The following is a 24,109-nucleotide window of genomic DNA, read 5'->3' as shown; positions in this document are numbered from 1 at the left end:
TTTAAGGCAGTTCTATTTTTTCCTTTTTTATAGAACGACGGTATAGCAGTAAATTCCTTCCCACTACTTGCACTAACGCCGAGTTTGTTCTTATAGCAAGTTCTCTGGCCACGTCCTTTGTCTCAAGTAAACAATTTTGTAAAACTCTCACCTTAACCAACTCCCGTGCTTCAAGCGCATCATCGATTAAGTTTACCATATTGTCATTTATCCCAGTTTTGCCTACTTGAAAAATTGGATCAATTTTAGTCCCTAAAGCTCTTAAAAATCTTTTCTGTTTCCCTGTTAGCATAGTGTACTGACGCTTCTCAATAGCGCCATATGTACACCTCCCTTATTTATATTTCTTAATATTATAGCACAAACCATGTTTCTTTCACAGTGCTGCTAAGAAGTTTAGTCCATTAAGTCAAACTCCAAGTCGTCTATCCTCACAGTGTCCCCTTCTTTTGCTCCACTTTCCCTAAGTTCCTTCTCTATCCCCATAGCTTTAACGATATTCTGAAACCTTCTCACAGCTGCTTCGTTTTCAAAGTCAGTCATAGCTAGATGCTTTTCAATTTCTTCTCCAGTGATAACCCATATTTCTCCATCCCGGGAGATATTAAACCGCTCTTTTGGTTTGTGAACAGTGCTTTTCACCTCTTGCTCTTCAAAGTCAGGTTCCTCTAATTCCGCTGTTTCAAGAGTCTTACTAGTAAACTCAATCAGCTCTTCTACACTCTGCCCAGATACTGCTGATATTGAAAATATGGGATATGTGTTTCCATATCGCTCTTTTATCTTTGCTATTTTTTCCTCTGTATCTGGCAGGTCAATTTTATTTGCTACAATTATCTGAGGTCGCTTAGAAAGCCTAGAATCATATTTTTCTAACTCTCTATTAATTGTTTCAATATCTTGAACTGGATCCCGTCCTTCAGTCCCCGCTGCGTCTACTAAATGCAATAACACTTTAGTGCGCTCCACATGGCGCAAGAATTCATGGCCTAATCCTGCTCCTGTATGAGCCCCTTCAATTAGCCCAGGGATATCGGCCATTATAAAAGTATCTCCTTGACTTGCCACTACACCCAAGTTAGGGGTCAGTGTTGTAAATGGGTAGTCAGCAATTTTTGGCTTTGCTGCAGAAACCCTACTTATTAAAGTGGATTTTCCGGCATTGGGGTATCCAATAAGCCCTACGTCTGCTAGTAGTTTTAGTTCTAAGATGAGCCACTTTTCCTGACCGGGTTCCCCTTTTTCTGCCAAGGTTGGAACTCGGTTTTTTGCACTCACGAATCGAGCATTCCCTCGACCTCCACGCCCACCTTCCACTATCACAACTTCCTGATTTTCATCTTTAAGGTCTGCAATTACGTTACCTGTATCACCATCTTTGATTACAGTACCAAGAGGTACCTTCAAAATCATGTCATCTGCGCCTTTGCCATGGCGTCCCTTGCCTTGGCCGTGCTGACCTCTGTCTGCTCTATAATGCTTCTTATACTTAAAGTCAAGTAGCGTTTTCAATCCACTGTCGGTAGTAATAATTACATTGCCACCGCGTCCACCATCTCCGCCATTAGGTCCACCTTCTGGCACATATTTCTCACGTCTAAAAGCAACTACACCATTCCCACCGTCGCCACCTTTGACATTTATTTTAGCCTGATCATAAAACATATTATCACCATTTTCTAATTTGTATTATATTTTCTTTATTAGTATTTATTAATGCCCTATCATATTATCCAAACAATTTTAGTTTCACTACTATCTGTAGTTACATCATAAGAGCAAATCTCGCTCAATTTCCTTAGTACCTGCTGTTCCTGCTCACACCCTTGGCAATTCATAGGCATTTCCAGTTGTACCCTATATTTATTTCCTTTAGGTTCTAATCCTACAGTAAATTTGCTCTCAAATTCCCAGTCTTCTTGTAATATCACTTGGAAAGATTTAAATAATTTATCGGCGTTTTCTTCTTTATAATCAACTTCCTCTATTTCTTGACTATCTACTTCTATATTTAACTTAAACCCTTTTTTATTAAATTGTTCTTGAAAGTGAAGTAGAGTAATCACAATATAAGGATTTTGTACCTTTAAAACTTGACCATTATCCTGAACTTCTGTCATAGCCTGCTTTAAGTATCTTTCTGCCTCGTCAACCTTTCTCAGTTGAATAAACCCACTGATAACCTGCAAGTAGTTAAGAATATCGTGCTTTTGTACTCGCATTAAATATACTATGTCTTCTAGCTCTAATTTAGTTAATTTGGAATCCTTCACTTAAACCGCTCCTTATATATGTATTTATAGGTTTATTAGTTCTTCTGTGTTAATTATTGGATTCCTTTAAGCGATTCTAAAATCTATAAAAAAAGTGGCTACGCCACATTAACAGTCAGTCTACCTAGTGGCTGACTTTTTTTTCTTGGTTGCGTTTTTCTTGAGTAATTTATCTCTATTTGGTATAAATATATTGGTGATTGTTTCATGGACAATAAATCCTTTACTATTAAACAAATTCTGGCTGATCATTGGAATAGCTTCCTTTCTCTTAACTATGATTTGCGCCCTGCTATTCCTAAAAATGTTGAAAAGGTTATTCATTGTGGTGACCCTGCTTTTGGGCATGCTCTTTATTTTTGTGGTCACTGTGACAAATTTAAATATGTTCCCTTCCGTTGTAAAAGTCGTTTCTGCAATACCTGTGGTGCTTCTTATGTTTCTGATCGAGCTATAAGTATTTCTTCTAAACTCATTAATTGTACACATCGGCATCTTGTTTTTACTATTCCTTCTGAGCTTCGGAATTTTTTCCGTCTTGATCGTTCTTTACTTAATGTCCTTTTTGAAGCTTCTAGTCAAACTATATTTGCTTGGTTTCATAAACTTAATAAATCAGAGCACTTCACTCCTGGCTTTATTTCTACCCTTCATACTTTTGGTCGCGATCTTAAGTGGAACCCTCATATTCATATGATTATTACTGAAGGCGCTTCTGGCAATAATACTATTTGGCGCCATATTCACCATATTCCTTTCACTATGCTCCGGAAGCGTTGGCAAGCTACACTTTTGGATTTACTCCATAAAAGATTAGGCTCTCGTTTCTATCCTCTTAAATCTAAGCTTTTTCTTTCTTTCAAAGAAGGCTTTTATGTTTATGCAAAAAAAGAAAAAAAGTCCATTGCTAAAAATTCTATTGACTATATTGTTCGCTATACTGGCAAACCTGCTATGGCTCAATCTCGTATTCTTAACTATGATGGCAATTTTGTTACTTTCTATTATGACCGTCATGAAGATGGCAAGCGGGTTACTGAAAAACTTAGCGCCATCGAGTTTATTAAGCGGTTAATCGTCCATATTCCTGATGAGCAGTTTAAAATGGTTCGTTACTATGGACTTTATGCTAAGAGACATAAGCATTCCACAAAGTTTTTTCTTTTGCTTTCTCCTGAAAAGAAAAAGTTCTTGAGGCGGCACTCTAACTGGCGTGCTCGTATTCTTATGGCTTTTGGATTTGACCCTATCCGCTGTAGCTGTGGTTATACTATGGAATTAGTTGATATTTTTACTCCTAAGAAGCCTACTTTTCTTGCGTATCTTCCTCCACCAGCTTATAATATTTCTTGTTAGGAAGGAGGTTTTTCACATGAACATTTTAGATGGTTTTAGTAAAAACGATGACTTAGTTGAATTTATCTGCACTAAATGCAATTATTCTTTATGGGTTCCTAGATTTATTGTCAAGCAGCTAGAGGAGGATAATATATTTAATGGCCTTGACGAATCCGTTCCCCCTCAACCCTTTTGCCAGGTGTGTAATGGTACCATGACTCCTGTTTCTTATACTGGTATTCGTGGCGTAAAATACGAGTTTAAGAAATAATTATATATTCCCTCTTTAAAAAGCCATTCTTCGATGGCCTATTTGTTGTGCCAAGATATTTTAATTCCCATTTTGTGTATTATTTTTTTTGCTTTTACAAATATAGAACTTTCCTATTGAATAAAAGAAAAACCACCTTTTGCAAGGTGGTTTTTTCTGATTACTTATCCTACTGCAATCTCAGAGTAGATGCTAACTTGTTTTCTGTCTCTACCCTTTCGCTCATATCTTACATAACCATCGGCTTTAGCAAACAATGTGTCATCTCCACCGATGCCAACATTCTCACCTGGGTGGATTTTAGTACCCCTTTGTCTAACTAGGATATTTCCAGCGGCTACAAACTGACCGTCGTGCTTCTTAACACCAAGTCTTTTCGCTTCACTATCTCGACCGTTCTTTGAGCTACCTACTCCCTTTTTCTGTGCAAAAAGCTGTAAATTCATCCGCAACATTAACTCCACCTCCTCTTTACAATTTCTAAATAGTCTCTATATTCTTCTGCTGTGGCCTCTAGGCCCATCGCCATAGTATTTAATATCACTTGCGCTCGTTCAGCCTCCTGCTCACTTAAATTATCAGGCAAAGTACAATGTAGGAATCCATCTTTCAATTCAACCTGAGGATCTTGCTTTAAGTATGCACTGAGACCAATAACCGCTGTCTGTGTCAATACTGAAACAGCACTACAAACAATATCTTTACCGCGTTGTGCAAATCCCGTATGGCCAGTCACTTTAAATGCAATTATCTTCTTGTTTTCATCTCGAAACAGCTCTACTATAGTCATAACTATCCGTTTATTTTTTCTACAACTACTTTTGTGTATGGCTGTCGGTGACCTTTTTTACGACGATAGTTTTTCTTAGCCTTGTATTTAAATACAATAACCTTTTTTGCTTTGTCCTGAGCTAAGACTTTAAGAGTTACGTTAGCACCTTCAACAACAGGTGTTCCCACTTTTAAGCCGTCGTCGTTTCCGATAGCTAAAACTTGCTCCACTTGAACAGTTTGATCTGCTTCAGCATCTAACTTCTCAACTCGCAAAACATCGCCTTCTTGCACTTTATACTGCTTGCCACCAGTCTTAATTATTGCGTACATTACTGCACCTCCCTATTAATAGACTCGCCAACTAAAGGTGTCCAATCGGAACTTACATACCTTTGCTGTGCGGTTTGGGTAACTAGGTTATAAAAACCTCACCAAGTAATAATATTAGCATATAGTCTACTTCTTGTCAACTGGCATCACTATTAGCCTTCCAGCCCCTCTACATCTAGGACATTGGTGAGTCAAAGCCGATTCCAAAGAAGGCCTTACTTTTTTGCGAGTCAATTCAACCAGACCCAAAGGAGTCTGTCCCACAATTGTAATCTTCATCTGGTCCCGCTTTACTGCTTCAGTTAACCTTTCCAATACTAACTGGCGCTTAAATTCAGATTCCATGTCGATGAAATCAATCACTATGATTCCCCCGGCATTTCTGAGGCGAATTTGCCTAGCAATTTCATCAACTGCTTCCATATTAATATGGAAAATGGTTTCTTCTAGAGTTGTAGATCCTACGTATTTACCAGTGTTCACATCTATTACAAGCATGGCCTCAGTTTGATCAAATACTAAATACCCGCCACTTTTAAGCCAAACCTTCGATTGCAATGCAACTTCCAGATCCTTGTATACGTTATTCTTAGAAAATATATCTTCACACTCTTCCAGCTTTATCACTTTGTCTAATCCCTGCTGAATACTGTTAGCTCTTTGCTGCAACTTCTCGTAACTTTTTTTATTGTTAGTTATCAGGCTCTGTACATCCTCGCTTAAAAAATCTCTAACTATTCTCTCTTCAATCTCCATATCACTGTGTATTAGCTCAGGGGCTCGGGCCTTTTTGTAGTCGGAATTAATTTTATCCCATAACTCTTCTAGCATCTCTATATCCCAGCTTAGCTCAGCATTACGCTTACCTTCAGCCACTGTCCTTATAATTATCCCTGCCATAGGGGGCTTTAGCTTTTCTCCTAGCTCCCTCAGCCTATCCCGCTCTCTTACATCTTCAATTTTGCGTGATATTCCTATGTGCTCCATGGTAGGCATATACACTAAGTATCTACCCGGCAGTGTTATATGAGTAGTTATTCGAGCACCTTTAGCTCCTCCTGGTTCTTTCAAGATTTGAACTAATAGTTCTTGTCCCGGTGCTACAACTTTAGTAATACAGGGCTTTTTATTTTCATTATCAGTACTGGTGGGCAACGCATCATCCACATACAAAAATGCGTTTTTTTCTAACCCAATATTTACAAAGGCTGCCTGCATTCCAGGTAGCACATTTACTACCTTGCCCCTGTAAATCCTGCCTACAAGAGGACTGGTTTTGCTCTCTTCAATATAAACTTCTACCAACCGCCCTTCATACACTGCCAGTGCAGCCCTGTCTTTATTAACCTGATAATAGATTATTTTTTCCATTTGACTCATCTCCCAACATCAAGTGGAGTTAATAATTGCCCTCCTTCTTGCACGTACAGCCCTACCCTGTGATATTTAGCCATTTCAGGCTCTAGTGACATATTACTGACTTCATTAATAAGCTGTACTACTTCTTCTGGCCGAACATTGCCCCCACTTCCAGTCTCAACAGTCATCTCCAACAATACTGTACTTCCTTCAACGCGTCCCTCTAAACGCATAATTCCAGGTCTAATATCCCGTTCCTTTTCTCCCTTTTTAGTTCTTCTCAGAACTGGTAATTCCTTGCGCGCCAAAAGTTCATGCACTACTTCTTCTATATCGTGATTTCCAGTAAAGGGAATTAGTACTTGATATTTAGCTCTGTTAATAAGCGCCATTAGTTTAACATTTTTCTCCTTAAGTAGCAAGACTCTTTCTATATGCAATCCCTCTGGAAGAACTCTGTTTAACGCCTCTTTAAATTCACTTTCTGACCATTCCTCTGTTAACTCTACATCCATATATTCGCCTGAACTACTAAGACCCACTGCTAATGCAGAACCAAAAGACATTTTAGGATGAGGGTTAAACCCTTGTGAAAATGCCAATGGCAACGAAGCTCTCCTCATACTGCGTTCAAACGCTTGAGCTAAGTCTAAGTGGGAAACGTATTTTGCGTTCCCAGTTACGCTATATTCAATCCTGTAATTATACACCTGTTCCACCCCGTTTCTGTAGCACATTTCCTACTTTTGTTTCGGGGCAAACCCCACAATCGGTACATTTAACAAAACGACAATCTCCCGTAGGTGCTTCTGCTAAAGCCTGCTGATACTCTTGCCATAAAAACTCCTTTTTCAATCCCGCTTTTAAATGGTCCCAAGGGAGTATTTCAGTCTCTGGAATTTCTCTGTTGGCATAAAATTCAGGGTCAATCCCCTCATCTGCTATTGCTTCCAGCCATTTTTCTATATCGAAGTGCTCTGCCCAACCGTCAAATCGACATCCCTTCTCCCATGCTCGGTAAAGAACACCTGCTAAGCGACGACTTCCTTTAGAGAAAAGTGCTTCAGCAAAACTCAAGTCAGCTTCATGCCAATTGTATGTTATTTGAGGATGTCTTAGCTTGTCCTTTAAGTAGTTTTGCTTATCCTTTAAAAGTTGTAGCTCATTCTGTCCCACCCATTGAAATGGAGTGTGTGGCTTTGGTACAAAAGAAGAAACACTTACTGTGACTTGAACTCTTTTCTTTGTTCCAGCTGCTTTAGCTTCTCTCTTACCTATTTCTAAGACTCGCCGCGCGAGATCTGCAATTCCATTTAAATCCTCATAGGTTTCTGTAGGTAATCCCAGCATAAAGTATAGTTTAATCCTAGACCAACCTGCTTTAAAGGCTGCAGTTACTGCTTGTTCTAGATTTTCTTCCTCTACCCCTTTGTTTATTACATCTCTTAGCCTTTGGGTTCCCGCTTCAGGAGCAAAGGTCAACCCGGATTTTCTCACCTGTTGCACTTGTTCTGCTAGGTTCACAGAAAAAGTGTCTACCCGTAAAGAAGGTAATGAAACCCCAACTCTCTTTTCTTTAAAGTGCTTAGATAGGTTTATTAATAGTGGCTCTACGCAGGTGTAATCACTAGTACTGAGCGAGGTAAGAGATATTTCGTTATAACCTGTCTGTTTTTCGATTGCCTCAGCCTGCTTAAATAGGGTTTCCTCAGTTTTCTCCCTAACTGGTCTATAAACCATTCCTGCTTGACAAAAGCGACATCCTCGCGCACAACCTCTCAAAACCTCTAACACCACTCGATCGTGAACCACTTCCATATATGGAACTATTGGCTTATTAGGAAAATAGCTCTGATCAAAATCTTTAACGATTCTCTTGTTAATTTCAGCAGGCGCTTTTGGATGTTGGGGTACTATTTCCTTCACAGCTCCACTTTCTTCATACAATACCTGATAGTATCTAGGAATGTATATACCCTTAACCTCAACCATTTCCTCTAAAAGCTTATCTCTGATTACTTTGCCTCCATTAGCTTCCTTGTGCTGTTCTGTTATTTCTAGTAACTCTATAAGAAGCTCCTCCGCCTCACCTAGCACAACCACATCAATAAAGGGAGCTAAGGGTTCAGGATTATAGGCACAAGGTCCTCCTGCAATTACTATGGGGTCCTGATCACTTCTATCCTCTGCATACATAGGCACACCTGAAAGGTCTAGCATATTCAGTATGTTTGTATAGCTCATTTCATATTGCAAAGTAAAGCCCAGTAAGTCAAAATCACCTAACGGCCTGTAAGATTCCAAAGCAAAAAGAGGTATCCCCTCTTTTCTCATTAGCTCTTCCATGTCTACCCATGGTGTAAAAACCCGCTCCATTAGAAAACTTTCTCTATCATTTACTAACCCGTATAAAATTTTAAGCCCTAAATGGGACATTCCCACTTCATATACATCTGGAAAAGCAAAGGCCATCTTAACATTAATATGATCCCAATCTTTTTTCACTACATTCCATTCATTCCCCAAATAGCGGGCTGGTTTCTCTACTTGGGACAATATTCTATCTTCTATTATACTTCGCAGATCTTTGCTATTCATACTAATCCTCCAAGACAATTGTATATTGTAATCCTTATCTAAATAGTATAACTTATTTTGGCCATAATTAGCAAATAATTCACTACTTCTCATTAGGTACTTTTTTCTTTCAGCTTTTTTTTAGCAGTGTTTTGATTTCAGCATCATGCCTTAGTTTCCCGATTGAATCTAATAATTCATCTTCACTGACAGTCCCTATGGCTGTCCCATTTTTATCAATAACTGTAATCAAATTATACTTATTAGTCACCAGCCTTGGTAAAATCTGCTTCAACTCCACATCTGCCTTGGAAACCAAGTATTCCGCTTGGTGAACTTTCTCCTTTATATTTCTTTTTTTCTTATTAAGCAAGCTGCGCCAATGTATATAAAAAGCCTCTTCCCTCTCGCGAGTAGCACCTATCCAAATGAATAAGGCTATTATAACCAAGTGAAAATCTACCCACTGATAGTATGTAGCTACAGTTCCACAAAGCAGTAATATAATAGCTATAGCCTGCCCCATTCTAGCCGTTATTCTAGTGGCTCTAAGCAGACCAATCCGTCCACTCAGCCATCCTCTTACTATCCTTCCTCCATCTAAGGGAAGCGTGGGCAATAAATTGAAGACTCCAATTACAATATTATAGAGAAAAAGGAAATATGCCATGGGATGATAAAAGAGGTGTAAAGTCAAACCCGTAGCTATTACTGTGGCTAAAAAAAAGTTGCTCAAGGGACCTGCCAGAGCAACTTTAATCTCTTTACTACCACTTTCTTCTAACAACCCATCTAACTTTGCTACACCACCAAAGGGCAGTAGCTCTACCTCTCTTACTTTAATTCCGTTTAAATATGCAACTATACAGTGCCATAGCTCGTGCCAAATAACAACTAAGAAAACCCCTAATGCCTGAATCCAAATATCTAATACTATATATAGCACTAGCAGTATCATAAACCACCAGTTTATCTTTATATCAATCCCAAATATATTAAACAGCTTCATGCCTATATTCCCGTCCTGGACTGGGGCTGCAAAAATAACAGCGGATCCACTAACTCTCCCCGTTCCCTTAGTTCAAAATATAGTTTAGGAGTTTCTGTTGATCCAGATGTGCCCACTTTTCCAACTATTTGACCCCGTTCAACTTCTTGGCCCTCTTGAACTAGTATTTCACTGCAATGACCATACATGCTGTAAAGCCCATTTTGATGGTCAATTTGCACTACCCGACCAAAGGCTTCATGATTTGCTACACTAACCACTACCCCACCTTTTACCGCTCTTATAGGAGCTCCTAATGAGGCCTCTACGTCTATCCCTGTGTGAAAGTACTGTTCCCCCTCAACTTCGGACTTTACTGAGCCAAACCTCTGAACTATAGTTCCTCCTACTGGCGCTGAAAGTTGATAGTCTACTTTTCCTGACGCTGGGACTGCTTCATCCCTGTTGTCACTACGAAATACCATACGGTCATAGCTGTTCAGCCACCAACCAAAGGTCAAGTAGTCTTGTATTACTGCTGTATAGTCATTTTCTTGGGAAAAGGTAGAGCGAACCCTTTCTTGAACACTTTGGGCCAATTTATTTTCCATTTGGAATATACCTACTATCATAAATAAAATAAGTAACGAAGCTAATGACTGCCATATTCTTAGCATAAATTTTCTTGGAAGAGTTATTCTGGGCCTTCTTACGTTTATGTTAGGTTTTTTAAAAGATATCTTCCGCCTTGTTCCAAGACTTCCTTTCACTCTATAAACAGTGTTTCGAATTCTGTATTTAGTGTTCCGCCACCAACGGGTTATTCTTCCCCCCATATAATCGCCCCCATTTTTTTCTTTCTCGCTACATATATATGTACAACTCCCCTCAAATTATTACAAAGAAATCTTCGCTTACCCTTGGCTCAAAAAAAGAATTGTCACTCACACGAGCGACAATTCTTTTAAAATAATATCTTTTGTCTTCTTAGATTAACATTTAATATTAAACCTATTGCTAGAAGGTTTGACACCATGGCACTTCCTCCATAACTGACAAAGGGTAACGGCAAACCTGTAATCGGAGTAATGGCAATTGTCATTCCCACATTTACAAAAACCTGAAAAGCAAACATAGATACCACACCGGTGACTAGAAGTGCTCCGTATAAATCTTTTGCCTTTAGAGCTATTTTAACAGCTCTATACAACAAAATATAAAACAATACTAATAAAAGTCCTGCACCAATAAAGCCCAACTCTTCACCAATTACGGAAAATATAAAGTCAGTATGGTGCTCAGGCAAAAAATGGAGCTGTATCTGCGACCCCTGATACAAACCTTTTCCCAACAATCCACCGGAACCAATTGCTACTAGAGACTGTATCATGTGATATCCAGACCCTAGTTCATCTATATAAGGATCAATAAATACTATTAAACGCATTAATTGATACCCCTCTAAGGGCAACCACATACCAAACTGAAAGTGGGCAAAGAGCGCACCTACTACTGCTAAAAAGCCTCCTGCTACTAAACCTCCCAAGAGCTTAGCATTAGCACCAGCAACTAGCATCATACCTAGAGTAATTGCCACAAAAACCAGAGATGTGCCCAGGTCTGGCTGGGACATAATCAAAAGCATGGGTACTCCCACAAAAATAAAACAAGGTAACAAATCAGTAAAGGTATTTAAGCGTCCCTGCCTTTCTGCCAAAAACTTAGCAAATGTAATAATAATTATTATCTTTGCTAACTCTGAGGGCTGAAAGTCAAAAGGTCCCAGTGCAATCCATCTAGTTGCACCTTTGTTGGTTGTACCAATAAACATTACAGCCAAAAGTAAAATTATGTTTACAATATAAAGTGGTTTTGTGTATTTTTTGAGCTGATTATAGTCCACTGTCAGGCTCGCTATCATAACACAGGCCCCCAAAGCCACCCAGAGTCCCTGTCTTTTAACGATACCCATATGAGCACCAGCTAAAGTAAGATTGGCGCTACTTAAAATCAGCAAGCTTAAAGCAATAATTCCCCCTAAGGCTAGGATAAAAATATAGTCTAAATTTCTAAATAATTTAGGATTAATCATCTTGAGCTCCCCCAGTTTATGCACATATAGATTCATTATAACGCACAGCATCCCTGGCAGTCTAGTGACATTATATGTTTTTGCTTCAATAAACCGAGGAAAAAAGAAGACATCCAAAAGTTTAGTCAACTAATGGATAGCCCGCAAATTTGAAACCTTTATATAGCATCCTTATCATACTGCCTTTTCAATTTTACAACTGGTATGTTTGCAACTAACGCTACCGTATTATCTTCACTATTGAGATTTACTTCTAGCGCACTTTCATCTATTTCCATATATTTAGAAATTACTCCAATCAAATCTACTCTTAAATCCTCAATTAACTCCGTTGAAACATTAGCTCTATCGTGAACTAACACTAATCGCAACCTCTCTTTAGCTAAATTTTTGCTGGCGTCCTGATTATTACTGTCCCGGCCAAATATCTTGGTAATAAAATCTAACAACTCAATACCCCCTTCCGGTTTTTAGCTCAGTTTTTTATTTTCCAAAACCTATAATTTTCTTTAACCTCTTAAACAGTCCCTCTTCTACGTCTAAGTTCATTAAAGGTACTTCTTCACCCATAATTCGGCGTGATATATTTCTATAGGCTTGTCCTGCTCTAGAATTATCATCTAATACAGCAGGCTCACCTTTGTTCGTCGACACTACTATTAAGTCATCCTCAGGCACAACTCCCATTAAGTCAATAGCCAAAATATCTATCATATCATCAATATCCATCATATCTCCTTTTTGTACCATTGCCTGCCTAATTCTGTTTACTACTAGTTTTGGCTCTCTGAGCTCAGATGCTTCTAATAGACCAACAATCCGGTCTGCATCCCTTACAGCAGAAACTTCTGGAGTTGTAACAACAATTGCCCTTTCTGCACCAGATATTGCATTCTTAAAGCCTTGCTCAATACCAGCAGGGCAATCTATTAAGATGTAATCATACTCACTTTTTAATTCCTCACACAGTTTTTTCATCTGCTCCTCAGAAACTGCATTTTTATCCTTGGTCTGAGCAGCGGGAAGAAGGTACATTCCCTCAAAGCGCTTGTCCTTTATTAATGCCTGCTTAAGGCGACAGTCTCCGTTTACTACATCCACAATATCGTAAACTATTCTATTTTCTAACCCTAAAACAACATCTAAATTTCTCAGTCCGATGTCCGTATCAATTAAAACAACTTTCTTTCCCATATTAGCTAATCCAGTTCCTATGTTTGCTGTTGTGGTGGTCTTTCCAACCCCGCCTTTTCCCGAAGTGATTACAATTACCTCTCCCATATAGCTTTTCCTCCTCTTTTACCCTTAGTTTTTATTAGCTACTTTTATATAGTTTCTATCTATGTTGGGCTGGTAAAACTCTATTACTACTACCCCATTTTTTATACTGGCAATTTCAGGGTACTCAGGCTCCACTGCTTCACCGTCTGGAGCTCGGGTAATATGATTTGCTATTCTCAATTGCGTTGGCTTGAGCCTAAAGGCTGTAACAACTGAATTTTCATCTCCTGCTGCACCAGCATGAGCTACTCCTCGCAGGGACCCCATCACAATTATGTTACCTCCCGCAACCACTTCGCCGCCAGGGTTAACATCTCCTAGAATAACAATATTCCCTGGATATCTTAAGCTCTGACCTGAACGCAAGGTGCGCTTCACAAGTATGGTGTTGTTATCGTCCATATTTTCTGCCATTATCATTTCTTTACCTTGGTCGCTTTTCACTGGCATCTCCTCCTGACTTCTTTCAAAACTGCGACTGCCAAAATCGAAATACAGAACTTGATTGTCAGCAGAGGACGACCTAGTAATCTTTCTTAAAATTAGTCCATTTTCTGCCAGAATTTGAGCCAGTACATCTAACTGATCTTCCGTTAAATAGTTTTGACCCAAATCAATAGTCACATGAGCTCCTAAAAGAAAGGATTCATTAGCACTAAGCTTGTCCTTTATCATCCTCTTGACGGTAGGAAAATTCACGTGGCCTTGTAAAGTCATAACAATTCCATCTCTGGTTCCTTTGAACAAAATCTTTTCTCCACTGCTCATAGTAGCAAATTCCTCCCGTTATAATGACCAATCGTTTTATAGTTTTTCTACATTGTACCTGTAAATCCTTCCTTTACACAGAAAAAATCGAGGGCTTTTTTCCTCGATTTTCCCTGTATTTCTGACATTTCCGCCAATATTTCTAGTGATTTCACTAGTCTTCATCATCTTCATTCAATCCAAAGTATTGCTCGAATACCGCTTGCGCTACTAACCCAGCTGAAGTGCCACCTCCACCACCGTACTCAATTATCCCAGCAAATGCAATTTCCGGGTTATCGTAAGGTGCAAATCCTACAAACATGCCGTGGTAGTCTCTATTTTTGTCGTCTCTCGCTAAGCCGGTCTGAGCTGTTCCAGTTTTAGCTGCAACGGTTACATCTGATGGAAAATGTGCAAACCGAGAATATGCAGTTCCTCCTGGCTGCGTAACCCGCCTCATAGCTTCTCTAGTTTCTGCTAGTGCTTCCGAAGAAATATCTGCCTGGTTTAAAACTTCCGGCTCAAACTGCTTGACTATTTCGCCTCTGGGAGTCACAATTTTATCTACAAGCCGTGGCACCCACACAGTTCCATCATTGGCTATGGTTGCTGCATAGTTAGCCAACTGTAAAATTGTATAGTTATTGCTGCCCTGACCAATTGAAGTGTTAAAAGTATCAAAGGGGTGCCACGTTGTATGAAAATTGTAATCAATTCTGTACTCGGATTCTAGCTGTCGCTTTCGCCTCTCCTGCTCCCTTATTAGCCTTTCAACTTCTTCCTGATCCTCGGCTTCACTTATTAGTTGCTTATATTCTTCCTCTAATTGTTCAAATAAGTTCTCATATCGCCTGTCTATCAATATTTGATTTAATTCTTCTTTCCAGTCAGGATTTGGGGCTAAGCCCGCCTGCTCACCAGGCAATATAATCCCTGTTCTCGCTCCTAACCCAAGTTCCGTGGCAACCCGATACATCTCTTCTGGTCCTGCTTTTACACCAGCATCTTGAAAATAGGTGTTGCAAGATACAGCCATTGCTCGATAGTAATCTATGTTACCGTGAGCCCTTAAACACCTGATCCCTGCAGGTGCCGGGTAACGCCCGCCGCAGTAATTTGTGGCTGTAGCTAAAGTACCTTGTTCTAAAGAAGCAATACCTGGCACCATTTTGAAAGTAGAGCCTGGAGCATAAGTGGCCTGAAAAACCCTGTTTAACAGTGGCGATGAATCGGAATTGTAATACTCTCTCCTCTCAGAAGAAAGACCATTAATAAAGTCATAGTCGTTCGGGTCCATATCTGGGTAGCTAGCCATTGCCAAAATTGCTCCTGTATTTACATCAATAACCACACCAGCTCCTGCATTAGCTTTAGGATTATCTACCTCTGCACGCAATTCTATAGTTTCTACAAGAGCCGTCTCTAACACTTCTTGCAAATCAGAATCTATAGTTAACACTAAGTTGTTACCTGGAACTGAAGGTATAGTTAAGAGCTCACGTATCGGCCTATTGCTAGCATTTACCTCCACTTGTCTTACACCTTTTTGTCCTCTAAGTCCAACTTCTTGACCATTAATCTCCATAAATTCAAACACTCGCTCTAACCCTGTCTGACCAAAGGGGTCTCCTCCCCTGTAATCATGTTCCCTATACTGACTTAGCTGGTTTTGATTTATCTGCATTACATAACCTAACATATGTCCTGCTAGGCTTCCATTTGGATAAACCCTTCTAGGATCTACTTGAATATCTACTCCAGGTAATTCCTGCTGTCGCTCTTTTATAAGAGTCACCAGTTCAAAGGGAACATCCTGTAGGAGGGGAACTGGCTCAAATCTTCTATAGCCCCTTGAGCTTATTTCTTCTTTTATTTGCTCAACTGTCAACTCTATCCCATAGTCGCTGAGTAAGTCTATCAATCTCTCATAAACGTCATCCATATTAGTCCCTAGATTAGCCACCGTAATAGAGTAAGAGGGATAGCTTGTAGCTAACACAGTTCCATTTGTTGCCAAAACATCTCCTCGCCTAGGGGGTACACTAATCATTCTAATTCTATTCTGCTCTGATTGAAGCCTATACTGATCAACCTGTATCAGCTGCACATGAGCTAGTCTACCTATCAGCACTACAAAGATTAGTGTCACAATAGTCAGTAGAGCTATTAATCTAGTCTTTATTTGTTTCTGATTCATCCCACTCCCTCACTTTCAAGAATGCGGCGGACTCAAGATTCCTGAGGTTACTGATCTGTAGAATCTAAAGTATACGATAATGCCAATGATTAAGTTATATAGCATCATAGGAAGTACAGTGCTTACCATATAAGAACCTATCTGCATACCAGCCCCTGTTAAGTTAAATATTAATAACAAAAACAGTCCATTTAATAATGTACCACTTATTATCGCAAAGGCAGAGGTAAATAGATTATCCTTGTATATCTTTCCCTCTAGACTACCAATAACGAACCCTATAATACTCTTACTCAAAGCGTTACTTCCAATAAATAGCCCTAAAAGCAAATCTTCCACTAAACCAAAGACAAATCCCATAATAGCTCCTTGGTTTTTCCCCTTTATTAAGCCATAAAAAATTACTAGTATCAATAATAAGTCAGGTTTTACACCCATTATTGTTAAGTGTGAGAAGATAGTACTTTGCAGAATAAGTGCCAGGATAACAATAACCGTAAATAAAACATACCTCAATTACCTTCGCTCCCTTCTAGGAGCTCTTCCACGTCTATTTCTAAGTCTCTAGGCACTTCTTCCAAATGGTTTACAATAGGCAATACCAATACTTCTTCTAACCTTCGAAAATCCACAAATGGTCTAATAATAGCATGTTTTAAAAGACCACTTTGCTCCATTTCTACTTTTTCTACATATCCTATGCGAATTCCCTTAGGGAATAGTCCGTGAAGACCCGAAGTAATAACTACTTGGTTCTCTCTCACCATAGTGTCGTGGGGAAGGTATATCATTTTTAATTGAGCGTCTTCTTCAGTTCCTTCCACTACGCCAGGAACTCGAGAGGTTTGAAGCATTCCCCCTACTGCACCATCCCTATCTTCAATTAAGAGCACCTCAGCTGTTCTATTACTAACAGATATAATTCGTCCAACTAAACCTTCCGGTGCTACCACTGTCATATCCTTTTCTAATCCATGAATACTACCTTTATCTATAGTGATAGTACTCAACCAATTACCCGGTGTTCGACCGATAACCCTGGCACCAATGGGCTCTTCTCCATACTCTTCTTTAGTTTCAATAGACATGTTTAACAGCTTTCGCAGTCTATAGCTTTCAAGTCTAGCTTCTTCTAGTAAACTGTTCTCTTCTGTAAGAGCAGCAATTTGCCTTTGTAATCGTTCATTTTCACGCTCTAGCTCTTTTAAATTTTTGAAGTAACTAAAGGCTCCACCCACTTTATCAGAAACAACAGTAGCCCCGCTCTGTAGCGGAGCTAATATATCTCTTATTGCTATCTCGACTGGACTTAGTTTCATTCTCTCATCAGCAGTATAGACAACAATACTAAGCAAGAAAATGATGGCAACTGCTGCCCAGGCAATCTTTTTTCTTCTACTTCTTCTGGACACAGTAAGACCCCCTACTACCTCTTCTCCCAAACACTCTTAGCCTTTCTTCGCCGGCAACATTACCCTTTTTAACATATCGATATTTTCTAATACTTTCCCAGTACCCATTGCCACTGCTTCTAAAGGCTCTTCAGCTATGTGAACTGGCATTCCTGTTTCCTCTGCTATGAGTGCATCTAATCCTCCTAACAGAGATCCTCCCCCTGCCATTACAATCCCTCTGTCCATTATATCAGCAGCTAACTCGGGTGGTGTTTTTTCTAAGCAGATTTTTATAGCTTCCAAAATTGACGTAACCGGTTCTGCCAGTGACTCTTGAATTTCTTTTGCTGTAATTACTACTGTTTTGGGAAGCCCAGTTACTAAGTCTCTACCTCTTACATCGTAAGTTTCATCAGCTTGCTGTGTTTCGGTAAAGTATGCTGCTCCCACTTTTATCTTTATTTCTTCTGCTGTCCTCTCACCAATAGCTAAATTATAGTTTTTTTTGATATGATGAATTATGGCTGAATCCATTTCATCTCCAGCAATTCTTATTGACTTGCTAGTGACAATTCCCCCTAAGGAAATTATAGCTACTTCAGTAGTTCCCCCACCTATGTCAACTATCATATTTCCCGTTGGTTCATGCACAGGCAAACCACTACCAATTGCTGCAGCCATAGGCTCTTCAATTAAAAACGCTTCTTTAGCTCCTGCTTGTAAAGCAGCTTCCTTGACCGCTCTTTCCTCAACTGGAGTGACTCCTGAGGGTACACATACTACTACTCTAGGTTTAAAAATAAAAGTTTTGCGATTCAGTGCCTTAGTTATAAAATATCGTAACATACTTTGAGTTATATCAAAGTCTGCAATTACCCCATCCTTCATTGGCCTTATTGCTACTATGTTGCCAGGTGTTCTTCCAATCATTTGCTTAGCTTCTATTCCAACTGCCAGAACGTCTGAGGTATCTCGCTTTATAGCTACAACTGAGGGTTCGCGTAAGACTACACCCTTTCCCTTTATGTGTACTAACGTATTAGCTGTCCCTAAATCTATGCCTAAATCTTTTGCTATCATGTCTGCTATTGTCTCCTTCCTATACTCCTATATTACACATTATATTTCAGTTTATATGGTCAAGCAATAAGGATATATTGCCAATTAGCATTCTAAATTAATCCTCGTTCTTTAAGACTTATAAACTTATTGTCACCAATTACTATATGATCTAATACATCAATTCCCAACAACCTTCCCGCCTCAATAAGACGCTTAGAAACAGCGATATCCTCTGAGCTTGGCTCGGGATCTCCGCTGGGATGGTTGTGTACCAATATTATTGATTTAGCACTTCTTTTAATTGGATTTTGAAAAACCTCTCTAGGGTGTACAATTGAAGCATTCAAACTGCCTATAGAAACAGTATCTACAACGAGAACTTCATTTTTAGTATTGAGTAGAAGTGTTTTGAAGTGTTCTTTCTCCAAATACCTCATTTCCTCCATCAACAACATAGCCACATCAGCTGGTGATTTAATAGCAGGCCTTTTCTCAGGAACAGTGGCACTTATCCTCCTGCCTAGTTCAATGGCCGCCTTTAGCTGTGTAGCTTTTGCAACCCCAATTCCTTTTATTTCACTCAAATCTTGAATACTTTTAGTAACCAACCCTCTAAGTCCACTTACATCACTGACATCTGATGTGTGTAGCACTTTGTAGGCCAAAGAGAGAACTGATTGATCCTTGGTACCTGTGCGCAACAAAATAGCCAGCAATTCGCTATTAGTTAAAGTTTCGGCACCGTATTTTACAAGCCTCTCCCTAGGTCTGTCTGCCAGTGGTAACTCTTTAATAAGGTGATATTGTACTTCCCTTGTTTCATCCACTGTAGACATTCTCCTTTCCCTTACATAATATCTAAATCTAACTTCTGTAATGCTTGCGCTAGACTAGAAATCGGTAACCCTACTACATTAAAGTAACAGCCATTAATTTTTTCAACTAATAGACTGCCCTTTCCCTGAATCCCATAAGCTCCTGCCTTATCCATTGGCTCTCTAGTGGCCACATATCTATCAATTATTGTCTCCGATAGCTTTCGGAAAAAAACAGTGGTAACTTCTTTGTCTACTATCTCTATTCCTCTTTTTACATCAATACAGGCAAAGCCTGTTATAACTAAATGCTCATTCCCCGAGAGAGAGGTTAACATTTTTTTGGCGTCACTGATATCATTGGGTTTACCCAAAACCGTATCCCCAAGTAAAACTACTGTATCAGCACCTATGACTATGCCGTCCTCCTCTTTATCTGCAACAGCTCGCGCTTTCTTCAAAGCTAGTTGGGAAGCAGTCTCCATGGGACTTACACCTTCTATGTTTTCACAAATATGTGCAGGCTTTACTTGGAATTTCACCCCTAAATTCGTCAGGATGTCTTGCCTGCGTTCTGATTGGGAAGCTAATATAATTTTCATCTATACCTCCTAAGATATACATTCTAAAGTTTGCGATAAGCATAGTATGCCAAAAAGAAGCCCAGTACACTAGCTAAATTCAGCTTTAATGTAAATCCAATTGTAAAGGTAAGCACTACTAAGTCTATGGTAGTTGGAGGAAATCCTAGAGATTGGGTAGTTTTCAAAAAGGGAATTGCATCCCCCAATACATCTCCAAGTAGACTACCCACTAATGCTCCCACCAGTAATAAAACTAGTAATACTGCTACACTCCTGTTGCTTCCTCTCATCTATTTTTCCTCCAGTCTATCCAAATTAAATCCATAATATTTAAGGGCAGCTCCTACCAAGCTCTGAGTCCCAGCAATGCAAATTATTCCCGAAGTGCCAATTTCCGATTTAGCTCGCTCAATCGCAGTAGTTACATCCTTTTCCCATACAGCATTTGGGTGAATGTTTTGAACTATATCCAGCACATTAGATGGAAAGGGATTTTGAGCCCCTATACTCTCTGTGGCTATAACCAAATGGGATATGCTACACAGATGCTTAAACACTTCTTGGTACTCCTTATCTTCTGGCACGCCTACAATCGAAACAATAGGCTTTATTCCTGTTCTTAAAAGTACATTCTTTAGGTGCTCTGCTGATTCCTTTGTAACTGCACCATCAACTAACACCTTGGGCGTTAAGTTAATAAGTTGACATCTTCCGGGCCAGAAAAAATCATCAAAACTCTTCTTCAAACTTCCTTCCTCCAATAGAATTCCAAATTCCCTTAAAACTTCCTCAGCAGTAGCTATGGCTACTGCTCCGTTTTCAACTTGATATTGTGCTAGAGATGGAATAACAATTCTATCATAACTGTTTTTGCTTTTTACTGAAAAGACAATTCCCATTTCAGTTACTTCTTCTATTTTGGAGTAAAAGTTTTGTTCCAAAAAGCCAGCCTTAGCTCCTATTTGTTCTATGCGCGCATTGATGGCAACTTTAGCTTCATCTGCTTGTTTAGCAACTAAAACCCTTTCTGTTTCAAACCCTATGATCCCTGCTTTATTGGTAGCTATTTCGTGTAGACTTTTTCCTAACTTTTTGGTGTGCTCTTTCATAATGGGCGTTATTACAGCCCACTGATTTTTGACAACTGAAACATCATCATACATTCCGCCACGTCCACACTCAAGCACTATTACTTGAGCACCTTGCTCTCGAAAATACTGGCAGGCTATGGCAAGTGAAATTCCTACTGGCCCTAAATATTCATTGTTTTCTAACTGCTCTATAATCTTTAATGCGGATGGCTTTACTAAATTACCTAACCTTAACAAGTCCTTTTCGCTTATAGAAACTCCATTTATTCTGATGCGTTCGCGAAAGTCAACTAAATGGGGACTAGTGAAAAGACCAACTGTTAATCCATGGTCCTCTAAAAGCTTTGCAATCATCCTAGAGGTAGAGCCTTTACCCTTACTTCCTGCAACTGTAACCACTCTCATTCCACTCTGGGGTGAACCCAACATGCTCAGCAGCTGCTTTGTGAACTCAGGGTTTCTTGTTAGTTCATCTTTTCCAGATTTCGCTTCGGGAGAGGTCACATTATATGATTTATAAACAAAGTCAACAACTTCTTCTACTTTAGTAAACATAATATCTCTCCTAGCTACTAATAACTTTTGCTGCATGGACCAATTTCTCTAAATTCCCACACTCAAGTACTTGTCTACAGTATGGTTTATATTGATAAATCACACTATCTTCTGTTCCCCAATTGTACTCGTTCTCTGGATTTAACCAATAGATGTTTCTGCAGTTGTTTCTTATCTCTTCTAGCTTATCAGCCTGAGGATTGTTCCAGTTATTTCTGGCATCACCCAAAATCACCACATCTGTCTTTGGTGTCAATTCGCTTAAAAAGCGCTGGCAAAAATAATTAAATACTTTACCAAAATCTGATTTCCCACTAGTTGAACATTGGGCTCTAGTTTTAAGGTTTGCAATAGCCTCTTCTACAGTTCCCTTGTGGAAAACCTCAGTTATTTCTTCGATATCATCTATAAATACGAAAGACCTCACTTTTTTAAAGGATTGCTGCATGGAATACACCAACAACAGCATGAATTGGGTATACGTGGCTACAGACCCTGACACATCGCACAACAGGAAGAGATTGGGACGACTGACCTTATGCTGCTTATACTGTAGCTCTATGATTTTCCCATCACTGTTGCTAGCCTTCTTTATGGTTTTAGCCAAATCCAGTACACCCCTACTACTCCTCTTCCACTTTCTTTTCTTTTTTACAGCCAATTTGCGCCCAATGCCTGTTATTTCTCTTCTTATCTGAGCTTCCTCACTCTTATCTAAATCTACTAGACTTTTTTTTGTCAAATCTAACATTCCACTTAATTCTACTAGTTGACTAAAATTACCTTCATTTATCATATTTTTCAACAATTTTTCTAAAATATTATTTTCTAGATTGATTAATTGGTCTGAGTATTTCATATATAATTCATCTTTTAAATGCTCTCTTTCTTTTTCCAATCTATACTTTTCCATATTCCAGTCTAGTCTGACTTTAACCTTTCGCAATTGCTCCTCTAGAGGTAATTCACTACTGACTTTATCTACTTCTCTATCCACAATGGCTTTAGCTCGATTAAATTGGCCTATTTTTATAAAATATGTTAACTTCGAACCATTGCCAGTGCCCTGTTGAGCTAGTCCCTTGCCGTCACTGCTAGCTCCTTCTATTTCAAGAGGTACTAAACTATTACAGCCATCAGCCTTGTCATCAATTTCATGCTCTGAAAATACTGCTGTAAAGAGATATTCAAATAGCCTAACTTGGCGCTTATCCTTAATAAGCATTGCTTGAGATACAGTTTTTAACTGTTCAACGCTCAATGGCTGTGGTAGTTCCATCAAAGCCCTAACTAAGGCTACTGTCTCCTCACTGCCCACCTTAACGCCACACTGGCGTAACAGTTGCACTAACTGCAAGAGCTTCTCCATCCTATCCCCACCTATAAGAGATTTATAAAGAAATCAAGCTTGTCATGTACCTTTATGTAATCGCTTTGGTTTTTTATCAATAGAGCTAAAGATACTTCTAATACTTCTCTACTCAAGGATATTACTCCTAGTGCTTGCAACGCTTTTACCCAATCAATACTCTCTGCCACGCTAGGTTTTTTTTGAATATCCTGTTTTCTCAAACTGCTTACAATAGACACAACCTGCTTTCCCAATTCATCTGTTAGCTCCGGATATTTTAACTTGAGTATCTCTAATTCTTGCTCAGGACTAGGGTAGTCTAAGTAAAGGTGTAGGCATCTACGTTTAAGCGGGTCAGATAAATTTCTAGACCCATTGCTTGTGAGAAAAACTAGGGGTTCTTTTTTAGCTTTAATTGTTCCATATTCCGGAATAGTGACTGACCCTTCCCCCAATAATTCCAAAAGAAGCGCCTCGAACTCTTCATCGGCTTTATCTATCTCATCTATTAATAATAAAGTTTGATTATTAGTGTTATTAATCGCCTTTAACAGAGGGCGTTCAAGTAAAAATTCTCTAGAATAAATTCTGTCTTTTACATCCTGCCAAGGGTTATCATTACTATATGCTTGCAAGTAAAGAAGCTGTTTATGATAGTTCCAGTCATATAGGGCTTTGCTCTCATCCAAACCTTCATAACATTGAATTCTGACCAAAAGACTTTTAGTAAGCTTACTTAAGATTTTCGCAAGTTCTGTTTTACCCACTCCCGGCGGTCCCTCTATTAATAAAGGCCGCTTTAACTTATATGCCAAATAAATCACCGTGGCAGTTTTCTCATCAATACAGTGCTTTTGATGCCGATAGCCCTGACTGATTTTTTCAGGTGACCATTGTTCTGACATAACAACTCTCCCCCTAACAAAAATGTATAAAAAAAGTGGCTTCGCCACATTAATGGTCAGTCACCCTAGTGGCTGACTTTTTTCTTGGTGTTGCGTTTTTTCTTGAGTAATTTATCTCTATT

At 39.2% G+C, this 24,109-nt stretch carries 27 protein-coding genes and 1 other annotated feature; of the genes, 2 read left to right on the top strand and 25 right to left on the bottom strand.

Going from position 1 to position 24,109, the window contains the following annotated elements; genetic code table 11:
- Position 1: 1 nt before the first annotated feature.
- From yhbY to GGQ84_RS11235, 3 genes are all read right to left on the bottom strand, one after another.
- A complete protein-coding gene (yhbY, locus tag GGQ84_RS11245; RefSeq protein ID WP_429162691.1) occupies positions 2-292 on the bottom strand; it encodes a ribosome assembly RNA-binding protein YhbY in 291 nt (96 codons plus the stop codon).
- A gap of 104 nt (positions 293-396) precedes the next feature.
- Complete coding sequence (gene obgE, locus GGQ84_RS11240) at positions 397-1,665, bottom strand: GTPase ObgE (protein WP_429162689.1); 1,269 nt, start codon at positions 1,663-1,665, stop codon at positions 397-399.
- Between the two features lie 59 nt (positions 1,666-1,724).
- Positions 1,725-2,273 (bottom strand): Spo0B domain-containing protein, encoded by a 549-nt coding sequence (locus tag GGQ84_RS11235; RefSeq protein WP_429162687.1) that lies wholly within the window; start codon positions 2,271-2,273, stop codon positions 1,725-1,727.
- 207 nt (positions 2,274-2,480) lie between these two features.
- Between GGQ84_RS11235 and GGQ84_RS11230 the strand changes: the two genes are divergently transcribed.
- On the top strand, positions 2,481-3,629 hold the full coding sequence (locus tag GGQ84_RS11230; protein ID WP_429162685.1) for an IS91 family transposase: 1,149 nt from the start codon (positions 2,481-2,483) through the stop codon (positions 3,627-3,629).
- Between the two features lie 16 nt (positions 3,630-3,645).
- Positions 3,646-3,882: a hypothetical protein gene (locus tag GGQ84_RS11225; RefSeq protein WP_429162683.1), complete on the top strand. Its 237-nt coding sequence runs from the start codon at positions 3,646-3,648 to the stop codon at positions 3,880-3,882.
- A 164-nt stretch (positions 3,883-4,046) separates the two neighbouring features.
- Here the strand turns inward: GGQ84_RS11225 and rpmA are convergent, their stop codons facing one another.
- From rpmA to GGQ84_RS11115, 22 genes are all read right to left on the bottom strand, one after another.
- Entirely contained in the window at positions 4,047-4,337 is a 291-nt protein-coding gene (gene rpmA / locus GGQ84_RS11220) for a 50S ribosomal protein L27 (RefSeq protein WP_429162681.1), read from the bottom strand.
- Positions 4,337-4,672, bottom strand: coding sequence for a ribosomal-processing cysteine protease Prp (locus GGQ84_RS11215; protein WP_429162679.1), 336 nt, complete (start codon positions 4,670-4,672; stop codon positions 4,337-4,339). The genes rpmA and GGQ84_RS11215 overlap by 1 nt, the downstream gene beginning before the upstream one ends.
- Before the next feature lie 2 nt (positions 4,673-4,674).
- Complete coding sequence (gene rplU, locus GGQ84_RS11210) at positions 4,675-4,986, bottom strand: 50S ribosomal protein L21 (RefSeq protein WP_429162677.1); 312 nt, start codon at positions 4,984-4,986, stop codon at positions 4,675-4,677.
- 10 nt (positions 4,987-4,996) lie between these two features.
- Positions 4,997-5,074: a sequence feature (ribosomal protein L21 leader region), on the bottom strand.
- 38 nt (positions 5,075-5,112) lie between these two features.
- A complete protein-coding gene (locus GGQ84_RS11205; RefSeq protein WP_429162675.1) occupies positions 5,113-6,357 on the bottom strand; it encodes an Rne/Rng family ribonuclease in 1,245 nt (414 codons plus the stop codon).
- A 5-nt stretch (positions 6,358-6,362) separates the two neighbouring features.
- Positions 6,363-7,055 (bottom strand): TIGR03936 family radical SAM-associated protein, encoded by a 693-nt coding sequence (locus tag GGQ84_RS11200; RefSeq protein ID WP_429162673.1) that lies wholly within the window; start codon positions 7,053-7,055, stop codon positions 6,363-6,365.
- Complete coding sequence (locus GGQ84_RS11195) at positions 7,048-8,943, bottom strand: TIGR03960 family B12-binding radical SAM protein (protein ID WP_429162671.1); 1,896 nt, start codon at positions 8,941-8,943, stop codon at positions 7,048-7,050. Before GGQ84_RS11195 ends, GGQ84_RS11200 begins: the two co-directional genes overlap by 8 nt.
- 109 nt (positions 8,944-9,052) lie before the next feature.
- Positions 9,053-9,931, bottom strand: coding sequence for a M50 family metallopeptidase (locus GGQ84_RS11190; RefSeq protein WP_429162669.1), 879 nt, complete (start codon positions 9,929-9,931; stop codon positions 9,053-9,055).
- Between the two features lie 2 nt (positions 9,932-9,933).
- On the bottom strand, positions 9,934-10,521 hold the full coding sequence (locus GGQ84_RS11185; protein WP_429162667.1) for a M23 family metallopeptidase: 588 nt from the start codon (positions 10,519-10,521) through the stop codon (positions 9,934-9,936).
- A gap of 353 nt (positions 10,522-10,874) precedes the next feature.
- A complete protein-coding gene (rodA, locus tag GGQ84_RS11180) occupies positions 10,875-12,002 on the bottom strand; it encodes a rod shape-determining protein RodA (protein WP_429162666.1) in 1,128 nt (375 codons plus the stop codon).
- 158 nt (positions 12,003-12,160) lie between these two features.
- Positions 12,161-12,451, bottom strand: coding sequence for a cell division topological specificity factor MinE (gene minE, locus GGQ84_RS11175; RefSeq protein ID WP_429162664.1), 291 nt, complete (start codon positions 12,449-12,451; stop codon positions 12,161-12,163).
- Positions 12,452-12,485: 34 nt separating this feature from the next.
- Positions 12,486-13,283, bottom strand: coding sequence for a septum site-determining protein MinD (gene minD, locus GGQ84_RS11170; protein ID WP_429162662.1), 798 nt, complete (start codon positions 13,281-13,283; stop codon positions 12,486-12,488).
- Between the two features lie 24 nt (positions 13,284-13,307).
- Positions 13,308-14,051, bottom strand: a complete 744-nt coding sequence (minC, locus tag GGQ84_RS11165) for a septum site-determining protein MinC (protein WP_429162660.1) — start codon at positions 14,049-14,051, stop codon at positions 13,308-13,310.
- A 154-nt stretch (positions 14,052-14,205) separates the two neighbouring features.
- Positions 14,206-16,230, bottom strand: a complete 2,025-nt coding sequence (locus GGQ84_RS11160; RefSeq protein WP_429162659.1) for a penicillin-binding protein 2 — start codon at positions 16,228-16,230, stop codon at positions 14,206-14,208.
- 15 nt (positions 16,231-16,245) lie between these two features.
- Positions 16,246-16,746 carry a rod shape-determining protein MreD gene (mreD, locus tag GGQ84_RS11155; RefSeq protein ID WP_429162657.1) on the bottom strand — a complete coding sequence of 167 codons (501 nt, stop codon included), beginning with the start codon at positions 16,744-16,746 and terminating at the stop codon, positions 16,246-16,248.
- Complete coding sequence (gene mreC, locus GGQ84_RS11150; RefSeq protein ID WP_429162655.1) at positions 16,743-17,642, bottom strand: rod shape-determining protein MreC; 900 nt, start codon at positions 17,640-17,642, stop codon at positions 16,743-16,745. Before mreC ends, mreD begins: the two co-directional genes overlap by 4 nt.
- 36 nt (positions 17,643-17,678) lie before the next feature.
- A complete protein-coding gene (locus GGQ84_RS11145) occupies positions 17,679-18,704 on the bottom strand; it encodes a rod shape-determining protein (protein ID WP_429162653.1) in 1,026 nt (341 codons plus the stop codon).
- A 92-nt stretch (positions 18,705-18,796) separates the two neighbouring features.
- Positions 18,797-19,513 carry a RadC family protein gene (radC, locus tag GGQ84_RS11140; protein WP_429162651.1) on the bottom strand — a complete coding sequence of 239 codons (717 nt, stop codon included), beginning with the start codon at positions 19,511-19,513 and terminating at the stop codon, positions 18,797-18,799.
- Positions 19,514-19,533: 20 nt separating this feature from the next.
- Entirely contained in the window at positions 19,534-20,103 is a 570-nt protein-coding gene (locus tag GGQ84_RS11135; protein ID WP_429162649.1) for a Maf family protein, read from the bottom strand.
- 23 nt (positions 20,104-20,126) lie between these two features.
- A complete protein-coding gene (locus GGQ84_RS11130) occupies positions 20,127-20,375 on the bottom strand; it encodes a DUF4321 domain-containing protein (RefSeq protein WP_429162647.1) in 249 nt (82 codons plus the stop codon).
- Complete coding sequence (locus tag GGQ84_RS11125) at positions 20,376-21,731, bottom strand: bifunctional folylpolyglutamate synthase/dihydrofolate synthase (protein ID WP_429162646.1); 1,356 nt, start codon at positions 21,729-21,731, stop codon at positions 20,376-20,378.
- A gap of 10 nt (positions 21,732-21,741) precedes the next feature.
- Entirely contained in the window at positions 21,742-23,100 is a 1,359-nt protein-coding gene (locus GGQ84_RS11120; RefSeq protein WP_429162644.1) for a VWA domain-containing protein, read from the bottom strand.
- A gap of 11 nt (positions 23,101-23,111) precedes the next feature.
- Positions 23,112-23,987, bottom strand: a complete 876-nt coding sequence (locus tag GGQ84_RS11115) for an AAA family ATPase (protein ID WP_429162642.1) — start codon at positions 23,985-23,987, stop codon at positions 23,112-23,114.
- Positions 23,988-24,109: the final 122 nt, after the last annotated feature.

The organism is Desulfitispora alkaliphila, from assembly GCF_050433185.1.
GTDB classification, from domain to species: domain Bacteria; phylum Bacillota; class Desulfitisporia; order Desulfitisporales; family Desulfitisporaceae; genus Desulfitispora; species Desulfitispora alkaliphila.
Note: the sequence above shows the minus strand (reverse complement) of the source record. Positions and strands in the feature narration are given on the sequence as shown.